This window comes from Pseudonocardia lutea, from assembly GCF_042658055.1.
Taxonomy (GTDB): domain Bacteria; phylum Actinomycetota; class Actinomycetes; order Mycobacteriales; family Pseudonocardiaceae; genus Pseudonocardia; species Pseudonocardia lutea.
In genome coordinates this window covers 13367-34208 of sequence record NZ_JBHSQK010000066.1, presented here as the reverse complement: position 1 = coordinate 34208, position 20842 = coordinate 13367, and the positions used below count along the sequence as shown (strand labels likewise).

The 20842-nt window shown below is 75.3% G+C and carries 24 protein-coding genes; 14 read left to right on the top strand and 10 right to left on the bottom strand.

All coding sequences use genetic code 11. The annotated features are described in order from the left end of the window. The 4 genes from ACFQH9_RS23420 to ACFQH9_RS23405 all read left to right on the top strand — a co-directional run. Window positions 1–446: TlpA family protein disulfide reductase (locus tag ACFQH9_RS23420; protein ID WP_379568969.1), on the top strand; the 446-nt coding region annotated here is incomplete at its 5' end. Further along, window positions 443–1165 carry an NUDIX hydrolase gene (locus ACFQH9_RS23415; RefSeq protein ID WP_379568967.1) on the top strand — a complete coding sequence of 241 codons (723 nt, stop codon included), beginning with the start codon at window positions 443–445 and terminating at the stop codon, window positions 1163–1165. The genes ACFQH9_RS23420 and ACFQH9_RS23415, both read left to right, overlap by 4 nt. Before the next feature lie 31 nt (window positions 1166–1196). After that, window positions 1197–2393, top strand: a complete 1197-nt coding sequence (locus tag ACFQH9_RS23410) for a MarP family serine protease (RefSeq protein ID WP_379568965.1) — start codon at window positions 1197–1199, stop codon at window positions 2391–2393. Beyond that, window positions 2390–2809, top strand: coding sequence for a PaaI family thioesterase (locus ACFQH9_RS23405; RefSeq protein WP_379568963.1), 420 nt, complete (start codon window positions 2390–2392; stop codon window positions 2807–2809). Before ACFQH9_RS23410 ends, ACFQH9_RS23405 begins: the two co-directional genes overlap by 4 nt. On the opposite strand, the gene ACFQH9_RS23400 is transcribed toward ACFQH9_RS23405, so the two are convergent. Next, window positions 2793–4073, bottom strand: coding sequence for an adenylosuccinate synthase (locus tag ACFQH9_RS23400; RefSeq protein WP_379568961.1), 1281 nt, complete (start codon window positions 4071–4073; stop codon window positions 2793–2795). The two genes, ACFQH9_RS23405 and ACFQH9_RS23400, sit on opposite strands and share 17 nt — an antisense overlap. Window positions 4074–4117: 44 nt before the next feature. Here ACFQH9_RS23400 and ACFQH9_RS23395 point away from each other — a divergent pair, with 44 nt between their 5' ends. Continuing rightward, window positions 4118–4804, top strand: a complete 687-nt coding sequence (locus ACFQH9_RS23395) for a hypothetical protein (protein ID WP_379568959.1) — start codon at window positions 4118–4120, stop codon at window positions 4802–4804. A gap of 55 nt (window positions 4805–4859) precedes the next feature. Here the strand turns inward: ACFQH9_RS23395 and uraH are convergent, their stop codons facing one another. The 4 genes from uraH to ACFQH9_RS23375 form a co-directional block, all read right to left on the bottom strand. Next, window positions 4860–5183: a hydroxyisourate hydrolase gene (uraH, locus tag ACFQH9_RS23390; RefSeq protein ID WP_379568957.1), complete on the bottom strand. Its 324-nt coding sequence runs from the start codon at window positions 5181–5183 to the stop codon at window positions 4860–4862. A gap of 91 nt (window positions 5184–5274) precedes the next feature. Next, a complete protein-coding gene (locus ACFQH9_RS23385) occupies window positions 5275–6882 on the bottom strand; it encodes an alpha/beta hydrolase (RefSeq protein ID WP_379568955.1) in 1608 nt (535 codons plus the stop codon). Window positions 6883–7029: 147 nt separating this feature from the next. Next, on the bottom strand, window positions 7030–8295 hold the full coding sequence (locus tag ACFQH9_RS23380) for a DUF6986 family protein (protein WP_379568953.1): 1266 nt from the start codon (window positions 8293–8295) through the stop codon (window positions 7030–7032). A gap of 75 nt (window positions 8296–8370) precedes the next feature. After that, a complete protein-coding gene (locus ACFQH9_RS23375) occupies window positions 8371–9045 on the bottom strand; it encodes a lysophospholipid acyltransferase family protein (protein ID WP_379568951.1) in 675 nt (224 codons plus the stop codon). A gap of 362 nt (window positions 9046–9407) precedes the next feature. Between ACFQH9_RS23375 and ACFQH9_RS23370 the strand changes: the two genes are divergently transcribed. Beyond that, the gene (locus ACFQH9_RS23370; protein WP_379568949.1) at window positions 9408–11027 is read left to right on the top strand and encodes an ABC-F family ATP-binding cassette domain-containing protein; all 1620 of its coding nucleotides are present in this window, start codon (window positions 9408–9410) and stop codon (window positions 11025–11027) included. Between the two features lie 42 nt (window positions 11028–11069). Here the strand turns inward: ACFQH9_RS23370 and ACFQH9_RS23365 are convergent, their stop codons facing one another. The 3 genes from ACFQH9_RS23365 to fbaA form a co-directional block, all read right to left on the bottom strand. Further along, the gene (locus ACFQH9_RS23365; protein ID WP_379568947.1) at window positions 11070–12158 is read right to left on the bottom strand and encodes an FUSC family protein; all 1089 of its coding nucleotides are present in this window, start codon (window positions 12156–12158) and stop codon (window positions 11070–11072) included. A 27-nt stretch (window positions 12159–12185) separates the two neighbouring features. Then, on the bottom strand, window positions 12186–12599 hold the full coding sequence (locus tag ACFQH9_RS23360) for a DUF3151 domain-containing protein (protein WP_379568945.1): 414 nt from the start codon (window positions 12597–12599) through the stop codon (window positions 12186–12188). A gap of 134 nt (window positions 12600–12733) precedes the next feature. Next, entirely contained in the window at window positions 12734–13768 is a 1035-nt protein-coding gene (gene fbaA / locus ACFQH9_RS23355) for a class II fructose-bisphosphate aldolase (protein WP_379568943.1), read from the bottom strand. 154 nt (window positions 13769–13922) lie between these two features. Between fbaA and ACFQH9_RS23350 the strand changes: the two genes are divergently transcribed. The 4 genes from ACFQH9_RS23350 to ACFQH9_RS23335 all read left to right on the top strand — a co-directional run bounded on the left by ACFQH9_RS23350 (window position 13923) and on the right by ACFQH9_RS23335 (window position 16368). Next, a complete protein-coding gene (locus tag ACFQH9_RS23350; RefSeq protein WP_379568941.1) occupies window positions 13923–14555 on the top strand; it encodes a SigE family RNA polymerase sigma factor in 633 nt (210 codons plus the stop codon). 20 nt (window positions 14556–14575) lie between these two features. Next, window positions 14576–14851, top strand: a complete 276-nt coding sequence (locus ACFQH9_RS23345; RefSeq protein ID WP_379568939.1) for a hypothetical protein — start codon at window positions 14576–14578, stop codon at window positions 14849–14851. 35 nt (window positions 14852–14886) lie between these two features. Then, window positions 14887–15606 (top strand): DedA family protein, encoded by a 720-nt coding sequence (locus ACFQH9_RS23340; RefSeq protein ID WP_379568937.1) that lies wholly within the window; start codon window positions 14887–14889, stop codon window positions 15604–15606. 63 nt (window positions 15607–15669) lie between these two features. Next, a complete protein-coding gene (locus ACFQH9_RS23335) occupies window positions 15670–16368 on the top strand; it encodes a DedA family protein (RefSeq protein WP_379568935.1) in 699 nt (232 codons plus the stop codon). Window positions 16369–16399: 31 nt separating this feature from the next. On the opposite strand, the gene ACFQH9_RS23330 is transcribed toward ACFQH9_RS23335, so the two are convergent. Further along, window positions 16400–17485, bottom strand: coding sequence for a glycoside hydrolase family 76 protein (locus tag ACFQH9_RS23330; RefSeq protein WP_379568933.1), 1086 nt, complete (start codon window positions 17483–17485; stop codon window positions 16400–16402). A gap of 54 nt (window positions 17486–17539) precedes the next feature. On the opposite strand from ACFQH9_RS23330, the gene ACFQH9_RS23325 reads away from it, so the two are divergent. The 4 genes from ACFQH9_RS23325 (at window position 17540) to ACFQH9_RS23310 (ending at window position 20367) form a co-directional block, all read left to right on the top strand. Further along, window positions 17540–17989, top strand: a complete 450-nt coding sequence (locus ACFQH9_RS23325; RefSeq protein ID WP_379568931.1) for a DUF4262 domain-containing protein — start codon at window positions 17540–17542, stop codon at window positions 17987–17989. A gap of 121 nt (window positions 17990–18110) precedes the next feature. Further along, on the top strand, window positions 18111–19115 hold the full coding sequence (locus ACFQH9_RS23320) for a GlxA family transcriptional regulator (protein WP_379568929.1): 1005 nt from the start codon (window positions 18111–18113) through the stop codon (window positions 19113–19115). 77 nt (window positions 19116–19192) lie between these two features. Further along, on the top strand, window positions 19193–19831 hold the full coding sequence (locus ACFQH9_RS23315) for a DJ-1/PfpI family protein (RefSeq protein ID WP_379568927.1): 639 nt from the start codon (window positions 19193–19195) through the stop codon (window positions 19829–19831). A 110-nt stretch (window positions 19832–19941) separates the two neighbouring features. Continuing rightward, window positions 19942–20367, top strand: coding sequence for a hypothetical protein (locus ACFQH9_RS23310; RefSeq protein WP_379568925.1), 426 nt, complete (start codon window positions 19942–19944; stop codon window positions 20365–20367). Window positions 20368–20398: 31 nt separating this feature from the next. Here ACFQH9_RS23310 and ACFQH9_RS23305 read toward each other — a convergent pair whose 3' ends face one another. Beyond that, window positions 20399–20746: a DUF1330 domain-containing protein gene (locus tag ACFQH9_RS23305; protein WP_379568923.1), complete on the bottom strand. Its 348-nt coding sequence runs from the start codon at window positions 20744–20746 to the stop codon at window positions 20399–20401. Between the last annotated feature and the right edge of the window lie 96 nt (window positions 20747–20842).

Sequence of the window (20842 nt, the reverse complement as noted above, 5' to 3'; positions counted from 1 at the left end):
CGCCCTGCCCGTCGGGCACCGGCGAGGTCGGCCCGCTCGCCGGCGTCGACGCGCCCTGCCTGGCCGACGGCACCCCGGTCGACGTCGGCGGCGCGCTCGCCGGGCGCCCGGCGCTGGTCAACGTGTGGGCCTCGTGGTGCGCGCCGTGCCGGGAGGAGCTGCCCGCGATCGCCGAGTACGCCGCGCGGCCCGGCGCCGTGCCCGTGCTGCTGGTCGACGTCCAGGACACGGACGAGGCGGCGCTCGCGCTGCTCGCGGAGATCGGCGTGCGGCTGCCCTCGGTCACCGACCCGGGCGGGGCGCTGCGCGCCGCCCTGGCGGTGCCGCCGGCCATCCCGGCCAGCTACGTCGTGCGGGCGGACGGGTCGGTCGCGCGGGTCGACCCGCCGGTCCCCTTCGGGTCGGCCGACGAGGTCGCCGCGGCGGTGGGCAAGCTGTCCCCATGACCGACGTGCACCCGGAGGCGGCACCCGCCTTCCTGGAGCCGCTGCTGGGCTCGCTGGACACCGTCGAGGCGTACGACCTCGCCCCGCACCGCGTCCCCCCGCCGGCCGGTGGCCCGCGGGCCGCCGTGCTGGTGCTCTTCGGCGAGGGACCGGAGGGGCCGGACGTGCTGCTCGTCGAGCGCGCCTCCACGCTGCGCAACCACGCCGGACAGGTGGCCTTCCCCGGCGGCCGGATCGACCCCGGCGACGCGGGGCCGCTCGGCGCCGCGCTGCGCGAGGCCGAGGAGGAGACCGGGCTGGACCCGGCGGGCGTCGTCCCGCTGGCCCTGCTGCCCGAGCTGTTCATCCCGCCGTCGGGCTTCGTGGTGACCCCGGTGCTGGCCTACTGGGCCGAGCCCAGCGCGGTGCACGCGGTGGACCCGGCCGAGACCGCGACCGTCGTCCGGGTGTCCGTGGCCGACCTCGTCGAACCGTCGAACCGCATCACCGTGCGGCACCCCAGCGGGCACCGCGGCCCGGCCTTCCTGGTGGCAGGGGTGCTCGTGTGGGGCTTCACCGGGGGCCTATTGTCCGGCCTGTTGGATCGCGCGGGATGGGCGCATCCCTGGGACGAGTCCCGGGTCCTGGACCTGGGCGCGGCGTGGTCGGCAGCTCGCTCGGCACGCGGTGGCGACCGGAACGGACGCCGACACGGCGGGCAGGAGGCTGCGGGCACGTGAGGACGGCCGAGCGGATCCCCGGGGGCGCCCGATGAGCTGGGTGGACGTCGCGGTCGTCGTCCTGGCCCTGATCGCGGCGGTGTCCGGGTGGCGGCACGGGATGGCCGTCGCGCTGCTGTCCTTCGTCGGCGTGCTCGGCGGCGCCGTCATCGGCGTGCGGGTCGCCCCGCTGCTGGTCGCGGACATCCAGGCGCAGACCACGCGGATCATCGTCAGCATCGTGGTCGTCGTGCTGCTGGTCGCGCTGGGCGAGACCCTCGGCGTCTACCTGGGCCGCAAGATCCGGGACCGGATCCGCGGCGAACGCTTCCTCGCGGTCGACTCCACCCTGGGCGCGGTCGTCCAGGCCGTCACGGTCGTGATCGCGGCCTGGCTCGTGGCGCTGCCGCTGGCGTCGGCCAGCTTCCCCGGGCTGGCCGCGAGCGTGCGCCAGTCCGAGGTGCTCAAGGGCGTGGACTCGGTGATGCCCGACCAGGCCCGCTCGCTGCCCGCCGAGCTGCGCACGCTGCTGGACCGCTCCGGCTTCCCGGACGTGCTGAGCCCCTTCCAGGCCACCCCGATCCAGCAGGTGGGGCCGCCGGACCCGGCGCTGCTCAACCTGCCGATCGTGTCCGAGGTCCGCGGGAGCGTGCTCAAGGTGCACGGGCGCGCCCCGTCCTGCCAGCGGCAGCTGGAGGGCACCGGGTTCGTCGTCGCCCCGCAGCGGGTCATGACGAACGCGCACGTCGTCGCCGGGACCACGGACACCACGGTCGAGGTGACGACCTCGTCGAACCGCATCCGCCAGCTCGACGCCCGGGTGGTCAGCTACGACCCGGAGATCGACGTCGCGGTGCTGGCCGTGCCGGACCTGGAGGCCGACCCGCTCGCCTTCGCCCCGTCGCCGGCGAGCCCGGGCGACGACGCGATCATCCTCGGCTACCCGCTCGACGGGCCGTACACGATCTCGGCCGGCAAGGTGCGCGACCGCATCCAGCTCCGCGGCCCGGACATCTACGACGCCAACACGGTGACCCGGGACGTCTACACCGTGCGCGCCAAGGTGCAGTCCGGGAACTCGGGCGGCCCGATGATCGCGCCGGACGGCCGGGTGCTGGGCGTGGTGTTCGGCGCGGCGCTGGACGACTCGGAGACCGGCTTCGTGCTCACCGCGCAGCAGGTGGCGCGGGCGCTCGGCACCGCCCCGGGGCTCACCCGCTCCGTCGACACCGGCTCCTGCGCCGCATGAGCGGCGGGAACGCCGTGCCCGAGGGGTTCGTGCCCCTGCCGACCTCGGCCTTCGTCGAGCACCTCGGCGGCCTCTACCACCGCCCGGAGGCGCCGGAGCACACCTTCGGGATGCGGGTGGGGCCGGAGCACGCCAACGTCCGCGGCCGGGCGCACGGCGGGTTCCTGGCGACCGCGGTGGACGTCGCCGCCTCCCGCGGCGCCCGGGCCGCCATGGCCGACGGGTCCGGGGTGAGCACCATGACCATGACGCTGGACTACCTGGCGCCCGTCGACGTGGGCGAGTGGATCGAGCTGGTCACGACGGTGGACCGGATCGGCGGCCGGACCGTCTTCACGACGTGCCGGGTCACCGCGGGCGACCGGCTGGTCGCCCGCGGCTCGGTGATCCTGGCGCGGCTCAGACCTCGCGGGTGATCGTCTGGTCGCGGCCCGGGCCCACGCCGATCGCCGAGACGGGCGCGCCGGTGAGCTCCTCGATCCGGTGCACGTAGTCCCGCGCGGCGGGCGGCAGGTCGTCGAACTCGCGCACGCCGGAGATGTCCTCGAACCAGCCCGGCATCTCCTCGTACACCGGCACGGCGTGGTGGATGTCCGTCTGCGTCATCGGCATGTCGTCGACGCGCTTGCCGTCGACCTCGTAGGCCACGCAGATCGGCACCTGCTCGAGCGAGGACAGCACGTCGAGCTTGGTGAGGAAGAAGTCCGTGATGCCGTTGACGCGCTGGGCGTAGCGGCCGATCACGGCGTCGAACCAGCCGCAGCGGCGCGGGCGGCCGGTGGTCACGCCGACCTCGCCCCCGGTCTTGCGCAGGTACTCGCCCGAGGCGTCGAACAGCTCCGTCGGGAAGGGCCCGGAGCCGACGCGCGTGGTGTAGGCCTTGAGGATCCCGATCACCCGGTCGATCTTGTTCGGCCCGATGCCGGACCCGACCGCGGCGCCGCCGGCGGTGGGGTTCGAGCTGGTCACGAAGGGGTAGGTGCCGTGGTCGACGTCGAGCAGCGTGCCCTGCGAGCCCTCCAGCAGGATCGTCTCGCCCGCCTCGAGGGCCTGGTTGAGCAGCAGCCGGGTGTCCGCGATGCGGTGCCGGAAGCCGTCCGCCTGCGCGAGCACGGTCTCCACGACCTCGTCGACGTCGAGCGCGCGCCGGTTGTAGACCTTGACCAGCACCTGGTTCTTGAAGGCCAGGGCGGCCTCGACCTTCTGGTGCAGGATCTTCTCGTCGAGCACGTCCGCCACCCGGACGCCGACGCGGGCCACCTTGTCCTGGTAGGCGGGGCCGATGCCGCGGCCGGTGGTGCCGATCTTGGCCTTCCCGAGGAAGCGCTCGGTCACCTTGTCGATGGCGATGTGGTACGGCATGATCATGTGCGCGTCGGCACTGATCATGAGCCCGCTGGTGTCCACCCCGCGCTTCTCCAGCCCGGCCAGCTCCTCGAGCAGCACGCCCGGGTCGACCACCACCCCGTTGCCGATCACGTTCTTGGCCCCGGGGGTGAGGATCCCGGAGGGGATGAGGTGCAGGGCGAAGTCCTGGCCGTCGGGCAGCACGACGGTGTGGCCGGCGTTGTTGCCGCCCTGGTAGCGCACCACCCACTGCACGGACCCGCCGAGCAGGTCCGTGGCCTTGCCCTTGCCCTCGTCGCCCCACTGGGCACCGATCAGCACGATCGCCGGCATGTGAAACTCCAGTCCTGGCTCGCGGCGGGAGGGTGACCGATCAGGTGGCTTCGATCGATCAGGAACTGGTGCTGCTGACCTGTGGCGACAGGCCGGTGCGCCGTTTCCCGTTCCACGGTAGCCGCCCGGCGGCACGGCTCGGACGGGTGCCCGCCGTGCTGGCCCACGTGCCGGCCGTCGCGCTGCCCGCGCGGCCGGGCAAGGACGACGTCGACCCGGTGCTCGCGGAGCGGGAACCGCGCCGGCTGATCGTCCTCGGCGACGACGCCGACCTGGCGTCCGTGCTGGTCAGGCTGCTGCGGCGGGACCGGCTCGGCATCGAGGTGGCGTTCGTGCCCACCGTGCGCCGGTCCGCCGCGGTGCTCGCCTGGGGGCTCCCGCGGGACGCGGCGGCCCTCGCTCTCGACGCGCCCGCCCGGCCCACGCCGCTGATCCGGGACGACGCCGGCGGGGTGCTCGTCGGGCGCGGCGTCCTGCGGGACGTCGAGGGCGAGGCCTACTGCGACAACACGCTGGTGCTGCGCGGGCGGGTGCGCCGGGTCGTCGCGGTGCCCGGGCCCGACGGCGTGTCGGCCCTGGCCGACCGGGGGGTACGGGCGGCGACCGGGCGGGCCCTGCAGATCGGCTCCACGGGCGCGCGGGTCGAGGTCGACGGCGTGCCGCACCCGCGGCCCGCGCCGCGGTGGACCTGGTACCGGCACACCGCGGACTGGCTGCTCGTGCGTCCCTGAGCCGCGGCGGCCGCGCCCGACGCCGCCACCGTCCGTCAGCAGGTCACCGGCCGCGTCAGCTGCCGCGGTAGGTCGTGTACGAGTACGGCGAGAGCAGCAGCGGGACGTGGTGGTGGCCACGCTGCGGGTCGGCGGTGAAGGCGATCGTGACCTCCGGGAAGAAGGCCTCCTGCCCGGTCGCGGCGTGGTAGGCGCCCGTCGCGAACACCACGGTGCACGTGCCGGCGGCGAGCGCGCCGGTGTACAGGTCGCCGATCCGCCCGTCGGCGTCGGTGGTGCCCGTGTGGACCGTGCCGTCCGGCGCGGTCAGGATCACCGCGACGCCGCCGGCCGGGCGGCCGAGCGCGGCGTCGAGGACGTGGGTGCTGATGCCTGCCATGGCACGAAGCATCCCCCGGCGGAGGCCGCGGATCCCCGGGACGGGACGAGGGCCCGGCGGCACCTCCTGCCGCCGGGCCCCGGGTGCTCGCTCAGGCGTCCGCGAACCGGCAGTGCAGGCCCTCCTGCGGCACCGTGAGGTTCACCAGGTAGCCGCCCACCGCGGAGTCCACGCAGGAGTTCCCCTGCAGCGCGGCCGTGTGCTGCGTGCCCTCGACCGTGAGCAGGCGCGCGCCCAGCGCTCCGGCCAGGTCGACACCGGCCTGGTACGGCGTCGCGGGGTCACCCGTCGTCGAGATCACCAGCGTCGGCGGCAGGCCCTCGGCGCGCGGCAGGTGCGGCTGCGAGGTCGGCGTGACCGGCAACATCGCACAGGTGTCCAGCGCCCCGTCCCCGACCGACAGGCCCGGGTCCGCGAACGGCGCCACCTCGGCGGCCCGCCGCGCGAGCTCCGCGCGCTGCGCCCGGTCCGTCATCCGGTCGCCGTCGACGCAGTTGACGACCATGAGCGCCTCCTGGTCGTTGGTGTAGTGCCCGTCGGCGCCGCGCCCGTAGTAGCGGTCGGCCTCCGCCATGAGGAGGGTGCCGTCCCCCGCGCGCAACGCGGCCAGCGCCTTCGTCAGGTCCGGCCAGGACGTCGGGTGGTAGAGCGAGGCGATCACCGCGATGGTCGCGTCACCGTAGGCCAGGCTGCGCCCGTCCGCCACGGGCGCCGGCGTGTCGATCAACGGGCGGGTCAGGGCCTGGTACTCCGCGGTCGCCCGGGCCGGGTCGGTGCCCAGCGGGCAGTCGGCCTGCCGCGTGCAGTCCGCGGCGTAGGCGTCGAAGGCGCCCTGGAAGCCGGCCCTCTGCGCGATCGCGCTCTCGGCCGTGGTCTCCCGCGGGTCGACGGCGCCGTCGAGCACCATCGCGCGGACGTTCTGCGGGAACATCTCGGCGTAGGTCGCCCCGATCCGGGTGCCGTAGGAGTAGCCGAGGTAGGTCAGCTTCTCCTCGCCCAGCGCCGCGCGCAGGACGTCCAGGTCACGGGCCACGTCACGGGTGCCGGAGTTGGCCAGCACGTCGGCGCCGCCGGAGCGCCGGACGCACTTCTCGGCCTCCTGCCGTGCCCGCTCCTCGATCCCCGCCGTGCCCTCGGCGAGCACCGCGCGGGGCGACTCGGCCCGGGCGGCGTCCCATTCCGCGTCGGTGGTGCAGTCGATCGTCGGCGTGCTCTTCCCGACCCCCCGCGGGTCGAAGCCGACGATGTCGAACACACCGGCCGCTCCCCCCGCCGCGAACGCCGCCGCCATGTCCACGCCCGAGCCTCCCGGCCCGCCGGGGTTGACGACGAGCGAGCCGATGTGGTTCTCGCTCCGGCCCGTGGCACGCAGCACCGCGATCTCCGCGGTCCGCCCCTGCGGCGTCGCGTAGTCCAGCGGCACCGTCATCCGGGCACACTCCACACCCGGCGTGCCGAACAGCTCGCGCTCGCGGTCGTCGTCGGCGAGCGGGAGGCACGGGCCCCAGGCCAGCACCTGTGTGTAGAACGGTTGCAGCTCCGTCGGCGGTGTCACCGGTGCCGGTCGCGCCGCCGGTACCGGCGTGGGTGCCGTGAGCAGCATCCCGGGCAGGGCGCACGACGACAGCACCGTCGCGCCCGCCGCCGCCACCACGGCGAGCGCGACCCGGCGCGCCCCTCTCAGTCTCGTGGTCCGCACTGTCCTTCCTCCCCCGATCCGTCGCCGCGGGTCGCGGCGGGTCCAGCGGAGGATGGGGGCGGGGGTGTCCCCCGGACGAGGGAGCGCGCACCCGAACCGTCGGGGGCGGACCCGACGGCCGGGGTGGGGCCGGCCCCGCAGGCGGCGTCAGCGCGGGGAGCGCGTGGTGCGGTGGGCCAGGCGGGCCAGCTCGCCGAGGCCCGCGCCGGTCTCCTTCTCGACCCACGCCCCGTCGAGCGCGCCGCAGTCGACGCCGCGCAGCAGGAAGCCGGACAGGGCCGTGACGGTGGCGGGCTCGTCGAGGAACCCGGAGTCGGCGCGTCCCCGGTAGGCGCGCAGCCGCGCGGCGGCCGAGCCCGCGGAGCCGCGGAAGAAGGCGAAGACCGCGGTGAATCGGCTCGGCAGCTGCGCCGGGTGCAGGTCCCAGCCCTGGTAGAAGCCGCGTTCGAGGGAGCGCCGGACGAGCCGGCCGTGCAGCGTCCACGCCGCGCGCACCGCCTCCGGCGAGCCGACGGGCAGGACGTTCGTGGAGCCGTCGGACAAGCGGACGCCGGTGCCCGCCGCCGCCACCTGCATCACCGCCTTGGCGTGGTCCGCGGCCGGGTGCTCCGTGCTCTGGTACTCGGCGGCGATACCGAGCGCGGCGGAGTAGTCGTAGGTGCCGTAGTGCAGGCCGGAGCAGCGGCCCTCACCGGCGGTGATCATGCCGGGCAGCGGGGAGGCGCCGTCGGGCCCGAGCACGGTCTGCGGGGTCTCGACCTGGATCTCGAACCGGAGCGTGCCGACGGGCAGGCCGTGCGCCTCCTCCAGCGCGTCGAGCACCGCGACGAGGGCGGCGACCTGGGCGGGCGCGGTGACCTTCGGCAGGGTGACGACGAAGCCGTTGGGCACGCCGCCGCGCGCGCCCAGCTCGGCCACGAACGCCGTCAGGGTGCGGAGGCCGCGGCGCCGGGTGGCGGCCTCCAGGCCGCGGAACCGGATCCCGGTGAAGGGCGGTGCGGTCCCGGCGTCGACGGCGGCGACCAGCTCGGCGGCCGCGCGGCGGACCTCGGCGTCCTCCTCGGCGTCGGGCCGCACGCCGTAGCCGTCCTCGAAGTCGATCCGCAGGTCCTCGATCGGCTCGGTGACCAGCTTGTCCCGCACGCGGGCGCGAAGCACCTCCGCCGCTGCCGGCGGGATGCCCCAGCAGGCGGCCAGCTCGGCCTGGCCGGGGGCGTGGGAGTCGAACACCTCGCACGCGGTGGCGCCCCACGTGGCGGAGACGGACCGGTCGAACCGGTCCGCGGGCACGTAGACCGTGTGCACGGGCTGGCGGGTCCCGACGTCACCGGGGTAGGCGGCCGCGAGGGCGGCGTCCACCGGGGCGAGATCGCGGTCGACCGCGGTCGCCAGTTCGTCGGCGAGATCCGTCATGGACGGATCCTGCCCCATCGGGTCGGTTCACACCGGACGGAACGGCGGACTCCGGTCCGCCGGTCGGGCGGCCCGTCACGCGGCGGCGGGCTCCCCGGGACGGCGGTGGTAGCGGTCGACGTACTCCTGGCCGCTCAGCTCCGCGATGGCGTCCATGACCTCGTCCGTGACCGCGCGGCGGATCGCGGCGGAGCCCTCCAGGCCGTCGTACCGGCTGAAGTCCAGCGGCCGGCCGAACCGGACCTCGACGCGCGCGACGCGCGGCAGCTTCTTTCCCACGGGCTGCACCTTGTGGGTGCCGATCAGCCCGACCGGCACCACGACCGCCCCGGTGGACAGCGCCAGCGACGCGACGCCGGTGTGCCCGCGGTGCAGCCGGCCGTCGAGCGAGCGGGTGCCCTCCGGGTAGATCCCGAACGCGCCCCCGGCCCGCAGGACCGTGCGCCCCGCCTCGAGCGCGGCGAGCCCGGCCTTGGCGTTCGCCCGGTCGACCGGGACGTATCCGAGCGCGGTGAGGAAGCGCGCGACGAGCCGGCCCTTCAGGCTCCGCGAGGCGAAGTACTGGTCCTTGGCGAGGAAGGCCACCGGTCGCGGCGTGACCAGCGGGATCACGGCCGTGTCGACGGCCGCGCGATGGTTCGCGGCGAAGATCACCGGCCCGGTCGCCGGGACGTTGTGCACCCCCTGCACCCGCGGCCGCCAGATCGTCCGCACCAGCGGCGCCAGCACCCACCTGATCAGGAACTGCATCGCTCTTCGATCCTCCCCCGGACCCGGCCGGACGCACCCCACGTCGCCCGGACCAGTGTGGCGTACCCCTTGTGACGGGTGGGTCACCGCTGAGGAACGTACTCACGACACGCGCCGGGCGGTTCCGCCACGTGAGGGAGACCCTGCGATTCGTGCGATCCGCCGAGATCCTCCTGGTCCGGGTCCGGTGGCGAGCCGGGGCGATCGACCTGGCAACGGGTGCTCGGCGCCTATTCGGTTGCGCGCGCCCGGCGCCGTGGGCGAAGGTGATCGCATCATGGAGCTCTGACACCACCGAACGCCCGCGGCCGCGGCACGAAGCCCGGCGGGCGCGAATCCCGATCGTCCCCGGTGGTGTCGTCATGTCCGCTCCCTCGTCCGCCCGCGCCGCGCTCGTCGCCCAGGACCTCGTCCGCACCCTCGGCACGCGCCGGGTGCTCGACGGTGTGTCCCTCACCGCCGCCCCGGGCCGGCGGATCGGCCTGGTCGGCGAGAACGGGGCCGGCAAGTCCACGCTGCTGCGGCTGCTCGCCGGCGCGGACGAGCCCGACGGCGGCACCGTCACGCGCCCGGCGGACCTGGGGTTCCTGCACCAGGAGATGCCGTTCGACCCGGCACACACCGTCGCCGCGGTCGTCGACGACGCCCTGCGCGAGGCCCGCACCGATCTCGCCGAGCTGGACCGGATCGGCCGCGCGCTCACCGAGGCGCCGGACGACGCCGACCTCCTCACCGCCTACGGGGAGCGCCTCGAGTCGGCCGAGCGGCACGCCGCGTGGGACGCCGACCGGCGTGCCGGGATGGTCCTGGCCGGGCTGGGGCTGGGCGGGGTCGGGCACGACCGCCCGCTCGGCAGCCTGTCCGGCGGCCAGCGCGGGCGGCTCGCCCTGGCCGCGCTGCTGCTCCGCCGGCCCGCGGCGCTGCTGCTCGACGAGCCCACCAACCACCTCGACGACGCCGCCGCGGCCTTCCTGGAGGAGGAGCTGCGCGGGATGCCGGGCGCGGTCGTGGTGGCGAGCCACGACCGGGCGTTCCTCGACGCCGTGTGCACGGACGTCGTGGACCTCGACCCGGGGCTCGGCGGGCCGATCCGCCACGGCGGCACCTACACCGACTACCTCGCCGAGAAGCGCGCCGAGCGGGAGCGATGGGAACGCCGCTTCGCCGAGGAGCAGCAGGAGCTCGCGGAGCTGCGGCACTCGGTCGCGGTGACCTCGCGCCGGGTCGCGCACGACCGGGCGATGCCGGACCGGGACAAGATGGGCTACGGCCGGCGTTCGCAGCGCATCGAGCGGCAGGTGTCGAGCCGGGTCCGGGCGGCGACCCGCCGGCTCGAGGAGCTCGAGCGGGACCAGGTGCGTCGGCCGCCGGCGCCGCTGCGGTTCCGGGCCCCGGCGCTGGCCGCGGGGTCGCCGGACGGCGTCCTCGTCGGGCTGCGTGGGGTCCGCGTCCCGGGGCGGCTCGCGGTGGACCGGGTCGACGTCGCCGCGGACGACCGGGTGCTCGTCACCGGGCCGAACGGCGCGGGCAAGTCGACCCTGCTCGCCGTGCTCGCCGGGACCCTCGCCGCCGAGGGCGAGGTCCGGCGCCGGCGCCGGCTGCGGGTCGGGCTGCTGGCCCAGGACACGGTGTTCGCGCGGCCGGACCGGACCGTGCGGGAGACGTGGGAGCTCACCCTGGGCCCCGAGCGGGCCGAGGCGGTGCCGCTGGTCTCGCTCGGCCTGGTCGCGCCGCGCGACCTGGGCGCCCGGGTCGGCGACCTGTCGGTCGGGCAGCGCCGACGGCTCGCGCTCGCCCTGCTGATCGCCGACCCGCCGCAGCTCCTGCTGCTCGACGAGCCCACCAACCACCTCTCGCCCCGGCTCTCCGACGAGCTGGAGGAGGCCCTGGGCACCGGGCCCGGCGCCGTCGTCGTCGCCTCGCACGACCGGTGGCTGCGCCGCCGCTGGGCGGGCCGGGAGCTGGCGCTGCGCGCCCCGTGAGCAGGGAAGGTGGTGCGCCGGCACCACCGCCGCACGGCGGGTCTACAGCTCGGCGCGCAGGGCCTGCTGGGCGTCGGCGCGGCTGAGCCCGGTGGCCTGCAGCAGGTCGATCGCGATCGAGCGCAGCTGGGCGATCATCACCTGCTCGGACATGCCGAGGTCGCCGGCCGCCGCACCCAGGACCGGGGAGTCGTGCACGAGGTCGAGGATCGGCGCGCGGGCCGCCTCCCGGTCGCCCCCACCCACCTGCGCGGTCAGCTTCTGCACCGCGGTGGCGAGCTGGGTGACGGCGTCGGGCAGGGCCTCGACCGCGGGCTCGTCGTCCTGCAGGGCGGTCAGCGCGCGGCGGGCGAGGACCCGGGTGTTGCGGAAGGCGTAGTCGGTGCGCTGGGCGAGATCGGCGAACCGGGCCAGCTCGGCGCGGTGCGGGCGGCGCAGCGGGGCCACCGCGGTGATCTCGCGGCCGGACTTCACCGACGCCCGCAGCTCGTCGACCAGGGGCTGGCTGCGCCGGGCACGCTGCAGCGCCTCGGCCGCCGCCCGCTCGTCGCGGGTGCGCAGCGCCTCGGCGACCCCGAACAGGACGGCCGCGAGCTCGTCGAGGGCGCGGCGGGCCTGCCGCCGGACCGGGCCGAGCGGGTGCGACGGCAGCAGGGCGGCCACGAGCAGCCCGACCGTGCCGCCGATCAGGGAGTCGACCCAGCGGTCGATCCCGCCGGTCTGCCCGGGCGGCAGCAGGGTCGCGACCAGGACGGCCGACGAGCCGGCCTGCGCGACGATGAGGGTGCCGCCGTCCGTGAACACCGCGGCCGCCACGGCGAGCATCACCACCAGGGCGATCTGCCACGGGCCCGAGCCGATCGCGGAGACCAGCAGGTCGCCGACCAGGACCCCGAGGCTCACGCCCACGACCAGCTCGGCCGTCCGCCGCAGCCGCGACCCGAGCGAGACGCCGAGGCTGATCACCGCGGCGATCGGGGCGAAGAAGGGCCGCGCGTGCCCGACGAGATCGGCCGCGACGAACCACGCCAGGCCCGCCGCCAGCCCGCACTGCACGATCGGCAGCGCCGACATGCGCAGGCGGCGCGCGCCCAGGTGCAGGCGGGCGCGCGCCCGCGCGGTCACGCTCATGGGACAGCGCTCATCCGAGGGCTGGGGTCAGGACACGCCCAGCGCCGCGGCCGCGGCCGGGTCCGAGTCGGTGAGGAAGCCGCGGATGCGCTCGACCTCGTCCGTCTCGCCGATCGCCTCGGCGGCGCGCAGCAGGGCACCCAGCGCCCGCAGGAACCCCTGGTTCGGCTCGTGCGACCACGGGATCGGGCCGAAGCCCTTCCAGCCGTTGCGGCGCAGCTGGTCCAGGCCGCGGTGGTAGCCGGTGCGGGCGTACGCGTACGCCGCCACGGTGTGGTTCTCCGCCAGGGCGTTCTCGGCCAGGGTGGCCCAGGCGAGCGACGACGCGGGGTTGGCCGCCGCGACGTCGGCCGGGTCCTCGCCCGCGGCCAGGGCCGCCGCGGCGGGGTCGACGGGCAGGCGCGTGGGCTCGGGGCCCAGCAGGTTGCCGTGCAGGCTCATCGCACTCCCTCGCTGCGCGAGGTCGGGCCGGAAGAACCGGGCACGGCGCGCGGGCGCCGTGCCGATGATTCGCTCGCAAGCTCGCTCATGTGCCTCATCCTGCCCCGTCGACCCCGGGGGCGACCCGGCCGGGCTCAGCCCGCCAGCGACTTGCCGGCCGACTTCAGCGACTCGCAGGCCTCGACGACCCGCTCGGACATCGCGACCTCGGCCTTCTTCATGTACGAGCGCGGGTCGTAGGTCTTCTTGTTGCCGACCTCGCCGTCCACCTTCAGCACGCCGTCGTAGTTCTCGAACATGTGCGCGGCGATCGGGCGGGTGAACGCGTACTGGGTGTCCGTGTCCACGTTCATCTTCACCACGCCGTAGGACAGCGCCTCGTGGATCTCCTCCAGCAGCGATCCGGAGCCGCCGTGGAACACCAGGTCGAACGGCTTCTCGCCGTGGTCGAGGCCGAGCTTCTCGCGCGCGACCTCCTGGCCCTGCTCGAGGATCTCGGGGCGCAGCTTCACGTTGCCCGGCTTGTACACGCCGTGCACGTTGCCGAAGGTCGCCGCGAGCAGGTAACGGCCCTTCTCGCCGGTGCCGAGGGCCTCGACGGTCCGCTCGTAGTCGCCCGGGGCGGTGTAGAGCTTCTCGTTGATGTCGTTGGCGACGCCGTCCTCCTCGCCGCCGACGACCCCGATCTCGACCTCGAGGATGATCCTGGCCTTGGCGGCCTCCTCGAGCAGCTCGGCCGCGATCTTGAGGTTCTCCTCGAGCTCCACCGCCGACCCGTCCCACATGTGCGACTGGAACAGCGGGTTCTGCCCCTTGGCCACGCGCTCCTGGCTGATCGCGATCAGCGGGCGGACGAAGCCGTCGAGCTTGTCCTTCGGGCAGTGGTCCGTGTGCAGCGCCACGTTGATCGGGTACGAGTCCGCCACGACGTGGGCGAACTCGGCGAGCGCGGTCGCGCCCGTGACCATGTTCTTCACCCGGGTGCCGGAGAGGAACTCCGCACCACCCGTGGAGACCTGCACGATGCCGTCGCTGCCCGCCTCGGCGAAGCCGCGCAGGGCCGCGTGCAGCGTCTCGGAGCTGGTGACGTTGATGGCCGGGTACGCATACTCCCCGCTCTTGGCCTTGTCCAGCATCTCGTTGTAGATCTCGGGGCTGGCGATCGGCATCTGAGTGGCCTCCTCGGGTCCGCGTCGGTCGCCCGCCAGTATCACCCACCAGCGTCGACGCGCCGAACGACGTGACGGTCGACTCCGCCAGCTCCGTCCGCCACCGACGGTCGACTCCGCCAGCTCCGTCTCCACGAATCCCACGCTCGATAAGGTGTCGCCCGTGGGGGGAGCGAACCCGGTGGAGACCGGCGCGTACGAGAGCACGGTCGAGCGCACGCTGAGCAGGTTGCGCCGGATCGACTCGCGGCCCGATCCCGCCGTCGCCGCCCCGCCGCCGCAGGCCCCCGGCGCCCCGCTCACCCTCGCCGACCTCTACCGCGACCACCGCATGCGGCTGGTCCGGCTCGCCGTGCTGCTCGTCGACGAGCCCGCCACCGCCGAGGACGTGGTGCAGGAGGCCTTCGCCGGGCTGCACCGGCACTGGGCCGGGCTGCGCGACGAGGCCGCGGCCGTCGGGTACCTGCGCACCGCCGTCGTCAACGGGTCCCGGTCGGTGCTGCGCCGGCGTCGCACCGCGCGCGAGTACGTCGCCCCGCACCAGGTCAACGCCCGGTCGGCCGAGTCGCTGGCGATGTTGTCGGCCGAGCACCAGGCCGTCGTCGACGCGCTGGCCACGCTGCCCCCGCGGCAGCGCGAGGTCCTGGTGCTGCGCTACTACGGCGGGCTGTCCGAGGCCGAGATCGCCGAGGCCGCCGGCATCACCCGCGGCACGGTCAAGTCCACGGCCAGCCGCGCACTCGACGCGGTGGCCCGTGCCATGGCCGAACGGTCCGGGGGAAGATAGGCCCGGGAGGACGAGTACCGATGACGAACCCGCACGCCCACGCGAACCCTGGCCCCACGATCGACCCCGGTCGCCGGCTGGCCGAGGCGCTGCACGCGCAGGCGGTCTCGTCCGCCGCCACGCCGGCCGGGCCCGCGGCCCCCCGCCGACCGGCACCGGAGCCGGGCATCGGCCCGGCGCTGCGCCGGCAGATCGTGTGGGCGCTGGTGATCGCGCTGCTCGCGGGCCTCGTGCTCGGCGCGGGGATCGGGCTCGTCTCGCTGCTCTTCCCGGGGGTCCTTCCCGCGGTCGGCTGACGGGACGCACAGGGACGCCCGGTACCGTCCTCGGCGTGACCCACACGCTTGCCCTGGGCCCGGAATGGCTGAAGCCCGACGTCATCATCGGCTGGCTCGGCCCCTGGGCGCTGCTGGGACTGGCGCTCATCGTGTTCGCCGAGTGCGGCCTGCTGCTGGGGTTCTTCCTCCCTGGTGACTCCCTGCTGTTCACCGCGGGCCTGTTCGTGGCCTCGGGGGCGATCCGCACGCCGCTGTGGCTGGTGTGCCTGCTGCTCGTGGTGGCCGCGTTCGTCGGCAACGCCTGCGGCTACGCCATCGGCCGCAAGGCGGGGCCCACGATCTTCGACAGACCGCGGAGCAGGCTGTTCAAGCCGCAGCACGTCACGAAGACGCAGGAGTTCTTCGACCGGTACGGCAACCGCGCCATCGTCCTCGGCCGTTTCGTGCCCGTCGTCCGCACGTTCATCACGGTGATGGCCGGCGTCGGGAAGATGGAGGCCAAGCGCTACCTCACGTACTCCCTGATCGGGGGCGTGGCCTGGGCGGCCGGCGTCACGGTGCTCGGCTACTTCCTCGGCCAGATCGAGTTCGTGCGGAACAACATCGAGCTGATGCTGATCCTGATCGTGCTGCTGTCGGTGGTGCCGATCGCGATCGAGTTCCTGCGCGCGCGCCGGCAGGGGCACGGGGCGGCCGAGGGGCCCGACCCCGACGCGACCGTCCGCATCCCGGTCGTCCGGCCGGACGAGCGCCCACCCGGCCACCACCGCTGATCCCGCTCGGGTGATCCCGCCCCCCGATACCGCAGCCGACCCGCCGCCGACCCGGAGGAGCACGTGCGCCACACGGTCCTGGCCCTCGACCCGCTCGGCTCGGCCGGGCCGGTCACGGTCTGGGTCGTCGTGCTCGCGTTCGTGTTCCTCGAGTGCGCGTTCGTCATCGGGCTGTTCCTGCCGGGCGACTCGCTCCTCGTCGCGGCGGGCGTGGTGCTCGCCGCCCACCAGCAGGAGGTCTCGGCCTGGCTGCTCTCCGCGGCCGCGGTGGTCGTCGCCGTGGCCGGGAACCAGGTCGGCTACCTGGTCGGCCGCTACACCGGCAACCGGATCAAGGTGCGCCGGGGGGGCAAGTTCCTGACCAGGGAGAACCTGGACCGGGCGGGCCGGTTCCTCGACCGCTGGGGCTTCTGGTCGATCGTCGTGGCGCGCTGGGTGCCGTGGGTCCGCACGCTCGCCCCGGCCATCGCCGGTGCCGCCCGCATGGACAACCGCAGGTTCCTGCTGGCGAACCTGGTCGGCGCCCTGGCCTGGGTGCCCACGCTGATGATGCTCGGCTACTACGCCGCAGGCCTGCTCGACCGCATCCCGTGGGTTCGCCCCGTCGCGGTGGTCGCGGCGATCGCCTTCTTCGTGATCGGCACGGCCGTCGGGGTCGTCCGGTACGTCCTGGAGATCCGCAAGCCGGTCGAGGAGGAGGCACCGGTCGACTCCGGGGTGGCGCGCGGGGGCCCCGACGCGGACCCCGCGACCGAGCGCTGACCCGGCACCGGCCCTCCCCGCCCGCCAGGGGTCATGCGGCCCCGGCGCGCTCCAGCCGGGCCGCGGCCTCGAGCAGCATCCAGCCCGAGAGCTGCACGGACAGGTCCCCCTCCGGGGCCCCCGCGGCGGGCCGGCGGGCCCGCTTGCGCCAGTCGTGCGCGAAGGCCGGTCCCACGGCGGTGTCCGCGCGGTTCTCCCACACCGACTCCGCGCTGGCGAGGACGAGGTCGCGGGCGTGCGGCAGCCGCGGCCGCCGGACCGCGGCGTCGGCGAGATAGCGGGCCAGGATGCCGTTGAACAGCCCGCCGTCGCCGCCGTCGTCGTAGCCGCCGATCACGCCGCTCGGTTCGGCGAGCCCGCGCGCCGTCGCCCCGAGCACCGCGGCGGCGCGCTCGGACCACCGGGCGTCCCCGTCGCGCTGCGCGAGCTCGACGCAGGCGCCGAGGTAGACGCCCTGGCAGTACGTGTACGTCGTCGCCACGACCTCCCGGGCCGCGCCCTGCGCGTCGAGCCGGACGCCGTCGCGGACGAGGCCCGTGCCCGGGTCGACGAGGGTGGCGGCCATCCAGTCCGTGAGCGCGGCGGCGGTGGCCAGGTCGTCCGCGGCGCCCGTGCGGGCCAGCAGGATCGCGGCCGGGCCGTTCGCCGGGGCGTTCTCGAAGTCGTCGCCGCGGCGCCACCTGATCCCGCCGCCCGCCGGGGTGTGGGCGGCGCGGATCCGCGCGGTGATGGCGTCGAGCGCGCCGCGGCGGCTCCGCACGCGCACGCCGGCGCGCTGGACGGCCAGGCCGAACCAGGCGATGTCGTCGTGGTAGTCGTTGGTCCAGCGGCCGAGGTTGCGGACCCGCACCCCGCGCACCATCCCGGCGATCGCGGCGGTGCGGCGGGGCTCCGGGGCCCGGATCTGGGCGTCGACCAGGCAGTCGAGCAGGTGGGCCTGCCACCAGTAGTGCCAGGGGCCGACGAGGGCCCGGGCCCGCTCGCGCGGCGCCGACGGGCGCGGGCTGCGGATGCGCCCGATCCGGGTCGCCGGCAGCACCCCGCCGATCCGATGCAGGTAGCGACGGGTGACCGCGCGTTCCGCGGCGGCCGCCCGGTCCGTCCACAGGCTCGTCATCGAGGCGATCATCGCAGAGGATTTCTGTCGGGGGTCGGGCCTACCGTCCGCGCCATGAACCCCGAGATCCCGTCCGAGCTCGTCCACCGCATCGACCAGTACGAGGCCTGGCAGCGCGAGACCATCCGCCGGCACGGCTGGGCGCTGCAGGCCGTGCTGGGGGACGCCGCGGGCCCGCCCTTCGTCTACACGGTCGGGCTGTCCGGCTTCGACCATCCCGAGCTCATCGTGTTCGCGGTCGGCCAGGCCACGGCGGCGCGGGCGCTCAACCGGCTCGGGGAGTACGTCCGGCTCGGCGGCCGCCTCGGGCCGGGGGACACCGTCGGCCTGCCCGAGGGGCTGGTCAGCCTGCTCGCCTTCCCCGACTCCGAGGGGTGGTTGCTGGGGGCGAACAGGCTGTACCGCGTCCCGGGCGGGCCGCCGGTGGAGGCCCTGCTGGTCGTGCCGGAGGAGGGCTACGCCGAGGAGCCGGGCGAGGATCTGCCCTGCCGGTTCTGCGGATGAGCGGGCGGCATCGGCGGAGCGCCGGGCGGGGCGACGGGCGGGGGCCATCGGCCGGGTCGGTGGCGGGATCCGAGGGCTCCCCGTCGTTGACGCCACGGTTCCGGACCGCGACCGTAGGACCATGACCCGCAGGCCCGACCGTCAGCGCGTGGTGGTCCCGCTGTTCGACGGCATCCAGCCGCTCGACGTCGTGGGGCCGCACGAGGTGCTGCGCATCGCGACCGGGGTGGCGGGCGGCCGCGGGTACGACGTCGAGCTGGTCGCGGTGCGGCCGGGCCCGGTGCGCTCGGAGACCGGGCTGGACCTGGTCGCCCGGAGCGGCCTGCCGGCCGGGCCGATCGACACCCTGCTCGTGCCGGGTGGCGGCGGGGCCCGGCGGCAGGGCCCCCCGGGCAGCGACGGCAACGAGAGCGAGCTCGTCCGGTGGATCCGGCAGGTCGCGCCGCAGACCCGGCGGCTGGTGTCGGTGTGCACCGGGGCGTTCCTGCTGGCGGCCGCCGGGGTGCTGCGCGGCGAACCCGCCTGCACGCACTGGCGGTGGGCCGACCGGCTGGCCGCGGAGCACCCGGAGGTCGAGGTCCTGCCGGACCCGATCTACGTCCGCAGCGGGCGGATCTGGAGCTCGGCCGGCGTCACGGCGGGGATGGACGTCGCCCTGGCGCTGGTCGAGGAGGACCTCGGCCCGGAGGTGGCGCAGAGCGTGGCCCGTGAGCTGGTGCTGCCGGTCCGCCGGGCGGGCGGGCAGAGCCAGTACGCCAGCCCCGTCTGGGCGCCGCCGGCGTCGCGGCCGTCGGTGCGGGCGGCGCAGGACATCGTGCACGCCGAACCGGCTTCGGACCTGCGAGTTCCCGTGCTGGCGTCGCGGGTCGGCATGAGCGAGCGGCACTTCGCCCGCGAGTTCACCCGGCTCGTCGGCACCCCGCCCGGGGTGTACGTCGAGCGGGTGCGCGTCGAGGCCGCCCGGGGCCTGCTCGAGTCCGGCGGGCTCACGGTCACCGCGGTCGCCTCCCGGGTCGGGTTCGGCTCGGCCGAGACGATGCGGCGGGCCTTCCTCCGCCGGCTCGGGGTGGCACCGGACCACTACCGCCGTCGGTTCGCCGGCGGCGTGGGTCGCACCGCGAGCTGAGCCCGGCCCCCGCGGAGCCCCCAGCACCGACCGGCCCCGCCGGCCGGTCGATCCCGCCCCTGTCGAAGGAGCCCGCCATGCAGGTCGCCATCCCGCTCTTCCCCCGCCTGACCGCCCTGGACGCGATCGGCCCCTACGAGGTGCTGCAGCGTGTGCCGGAGCTCGAGGTGGTCTTCGTCGGTGCCGAGCGGGGCGAGGTCCGGACCGAGAACGGGATGCTCGGGCTGACCGTCGACGCCACGTTCGCCGAGGTCCCCAACCCTGACGTGGTGGTCGTGCCCGGCGGCATCGGCACCCGGGAGCACCTCGACGGCGGGCCGCTCGTCGAGTGGGTGCGCGCCGTGCACCCGGGGACCCGCGCCACCACCTCCGTCTGCACCGGATCGCTGATCCTCGCCGCGGCCGGGCTGCTCGTCGACCTGCCCGCGACCACGCACTGGAGCGCGACCGACATCCTCGCCCGCTTCGGCGCCGAGCCCGTGCGCCGGCGCGTCGTCGAGCTGCCGGAGCAGCGGATCGTCACCGCCGCCGGCGTCTCCTCCGGCATCGACATGGCGATCCGGCTGGTCGCGCGCCTGGTCGACGAGGTCGCCGCGCAGGCCGCGCAGGTCTTCGTCGAGTACGACCCGGAGCCGCCGTACGAGGCGGGCCACCCGGACCAGGTCGGCGAGGAGGTCATGGCGCGCATCGCGGAGTACAGCGGCGTCCGCTCCTGACCCTCGCCCCTCTCCCGCATCTCCGGCTCGACCCCGCCCGGGCCTGCTCGTTCCTCACCCGAGGCCCGCGGCCGGGCCTCCCCCGCCCTCGCCCCGTCGAAGGAGACGTCATGTCCACGCCCGCTCGTCCCCGTTCCCGGTCCGGACTCCGCGCCGTGGTCACGGACCGCCGGTTCGTCCGGCACTACGTCGAGATGCTCGTCGCAATGGGCCTCGGCATGGCGGTCCTGCTGCCGCTCCGGCGGTTCGCCGGGCTGCCCGACCTGAGCGGCTCCGTCGAGCTGCACTCGCTGCTCATGGCCACCTCGATGACCATCGGGATGAGCGCCTGGATGCTGGTGCGCCGGCACTCCTGGGCGGCGATCGCGGAGATGGCGGTGGCGATGTACCTGCCGTTCGTGGTGCTCCTCGTGCCGTTCCGGGCCGGCGTGCTCGACGGGCACGGCGTCATGATGGCCGGCCACGTCCTGATGCTCCCGGCCATGCTGCTGGCCATGCTGCGCCGCCCCGCCGAGTACCTCGGCCACCACCACTAGCCGCGGGCCGCGCCACCCGCGGGTCACCTCGTCACCGGGCGGGCTCGACGACCGGGAGGTCGGCGAGCACGTCGGTGGCGAGGTGCTCCGGCCCCACGCCCTGCACGATGATCGCGGCGCCGTCCGAGTTGCGGGTGCGCAGCGGCAGGATCGCCTGGTACTCGGGCGAGCGGTACCACGCCCGCGCCTCCTCCGGGCCGGGGAAGCCGATCACCACCAGGTGCCCGGGGAACTCACCCTCGAGCACCTCGGGCAGGTCGCCGTGGACCACGAAGGTGCCGCCGTAGGGCGCGAGGGTGCCGTCGATCCGCTGCAGGTACTCCACGACCTCGGCGTTCGGGGTGACGCTGCGCAGGTGGGCGATGGCGTAGGCGGTCATCTCGGGTCCTCCTTCGTCGTTCGGACCACCCCAGCGTCGCCCGGAGCGGGGCGCCGGTCGATGACGTCCGAGGTAAGGCGGCAACACCACCTCCGG

Excerpts from the sequence above, each read along its gene's own strand:
- uraH (WP_379568957.1), bottom strand. The coding sequence starts at position 5,183 with ATGGCAGGCATCAGCACCCACGTCCTCGACGCCGCGCTCGGCCGCCCG.
- fbaA (WP_379568943.1), bottom strand. The coding sequence starts at position 13,768 with ATGCCGATCGCCAGCCCCGAGATCTACAACGAGATGCTGGACAAGGCC.
- ACFQH9_RS23365 (WP_379568947.1), bottom strand. The coding sequence starts at position 12,158 with ATGAGCGTGACCGCGCGGGCGCGCGCCCGCCTGCACCTGGGCGCGCGC.
- ACFQH9_RS23375 (WP_379568951.1), bottom strand. The coding sequence starts at position 9,045 with ATGCAGTTCCTGATCAGGTGGGTGCTGGCGCCGCTGGTGCGGACGATC.
- ACFQH9_RS23410 (WP_379568965.1), top strand. The coding sequence starts at position 1,197 with ATGAGCTGGGTGGACGTCGCGGTCGTCGTCCTGGCCCTGATCGCGGCG.
- ACFQH9_RS23360 (WP_379568945.1), bottom strand. The coding sequence starts at position 12,599 with ATGAGCCTGCACGGCAACCTGCTGGGCCCCGAGCCCACGCGCCTGCCC.
- ACFQH9_RS23345 (WP_379568939.1), top strand. The coding sequence starts at position 14,576 with ATGACGAACCCGCACGCCCACGCGAACCCTGGCCCCACGATCGACCCC.
- ACFQH9_RS23320 (WP_379568929.1), top strand. The coding sequence starts at position 18,111 with ATGACCCGCAGGCCCGACCGTCAGCGCGTGGTGGTCCCGCTGTTCGAC.
- ACFQH9_RS23400 (WP_379568961.1), bottom strand. The coding sequence starts at position 4,073 with ATGCCGGCGATCGTGCTGATCGGTGCCCAGTGGGGCGACGAGGGCAAG.
- ACFQH9_RS23315 (WP_379568927.1), top strand. The coding sequence starts at position 19,193 with ATGCAGGTCGCCATCCCGCTCTTCCCCCGCCTGACCGCCCTGGACGCG.
- ACFQH9_RS23325 (WP_379568931.1), top strand. The coding sequence starts at position 17,540 with ATGAACCCCGAGATCCCGTCCGAGCTCGTCCACCGCATCGACCAGTAC.
- ACFQH9_RS23380 (WP_379568953.1), bottom strand. The coding sequence starts at position 8,295 with ATGACGGATCTCGCCGACGAACTGGCGACCGCGGTCGACCGCGATCTC.
- ACFQH9_RS23415 (WP_379568967.1), top strand. The coding sequence starts at position 443 with ATGACCGACGTGCACCCGGAGGCGGCACCCGCCTTCCTGGAGCCGCTG.
- ACFQH9_RS23370 (WP_379568949.1), top strand. The coding sequence starts at position 9,408 with ATGTCCGCTCCCTCGTCCGCCCGCGCCGCGCTCGTCGCCCAGGACCTC.
- ACFQH9_RS23405 (WP_379568963.1), top strand. The coding sequence starts at position 2,390 with ATGAGCGGCGGGAACGCCGTGCCCGAGGGGTTCGTGCCCCTGCCGACC.
- ACFQH9_RS23330 (WP_379568933.1), bottom strand. The coding sequence starts at position 17,485 with ATGACGAGCCTGTGGACGGACCGGGCGGCCGCCGCGGAACGCGCGGTC.
- ACFQH9_RS23310 (WP_379568925.1), top strand. The coding sequence starts at position 19,942 with ATGTCCACGCCCGCTCGTCCCCGTTCCCGGTCCGGACTCCGCGCCGTG.
- ACFQH9_RS23305 (WP_379568923.1), bottom strand. The coding sequence starts at position 20,746 with ATGACCGCCTACGCCATCGCCCACCTGCGCAGCGTCACCCCGAACGCC.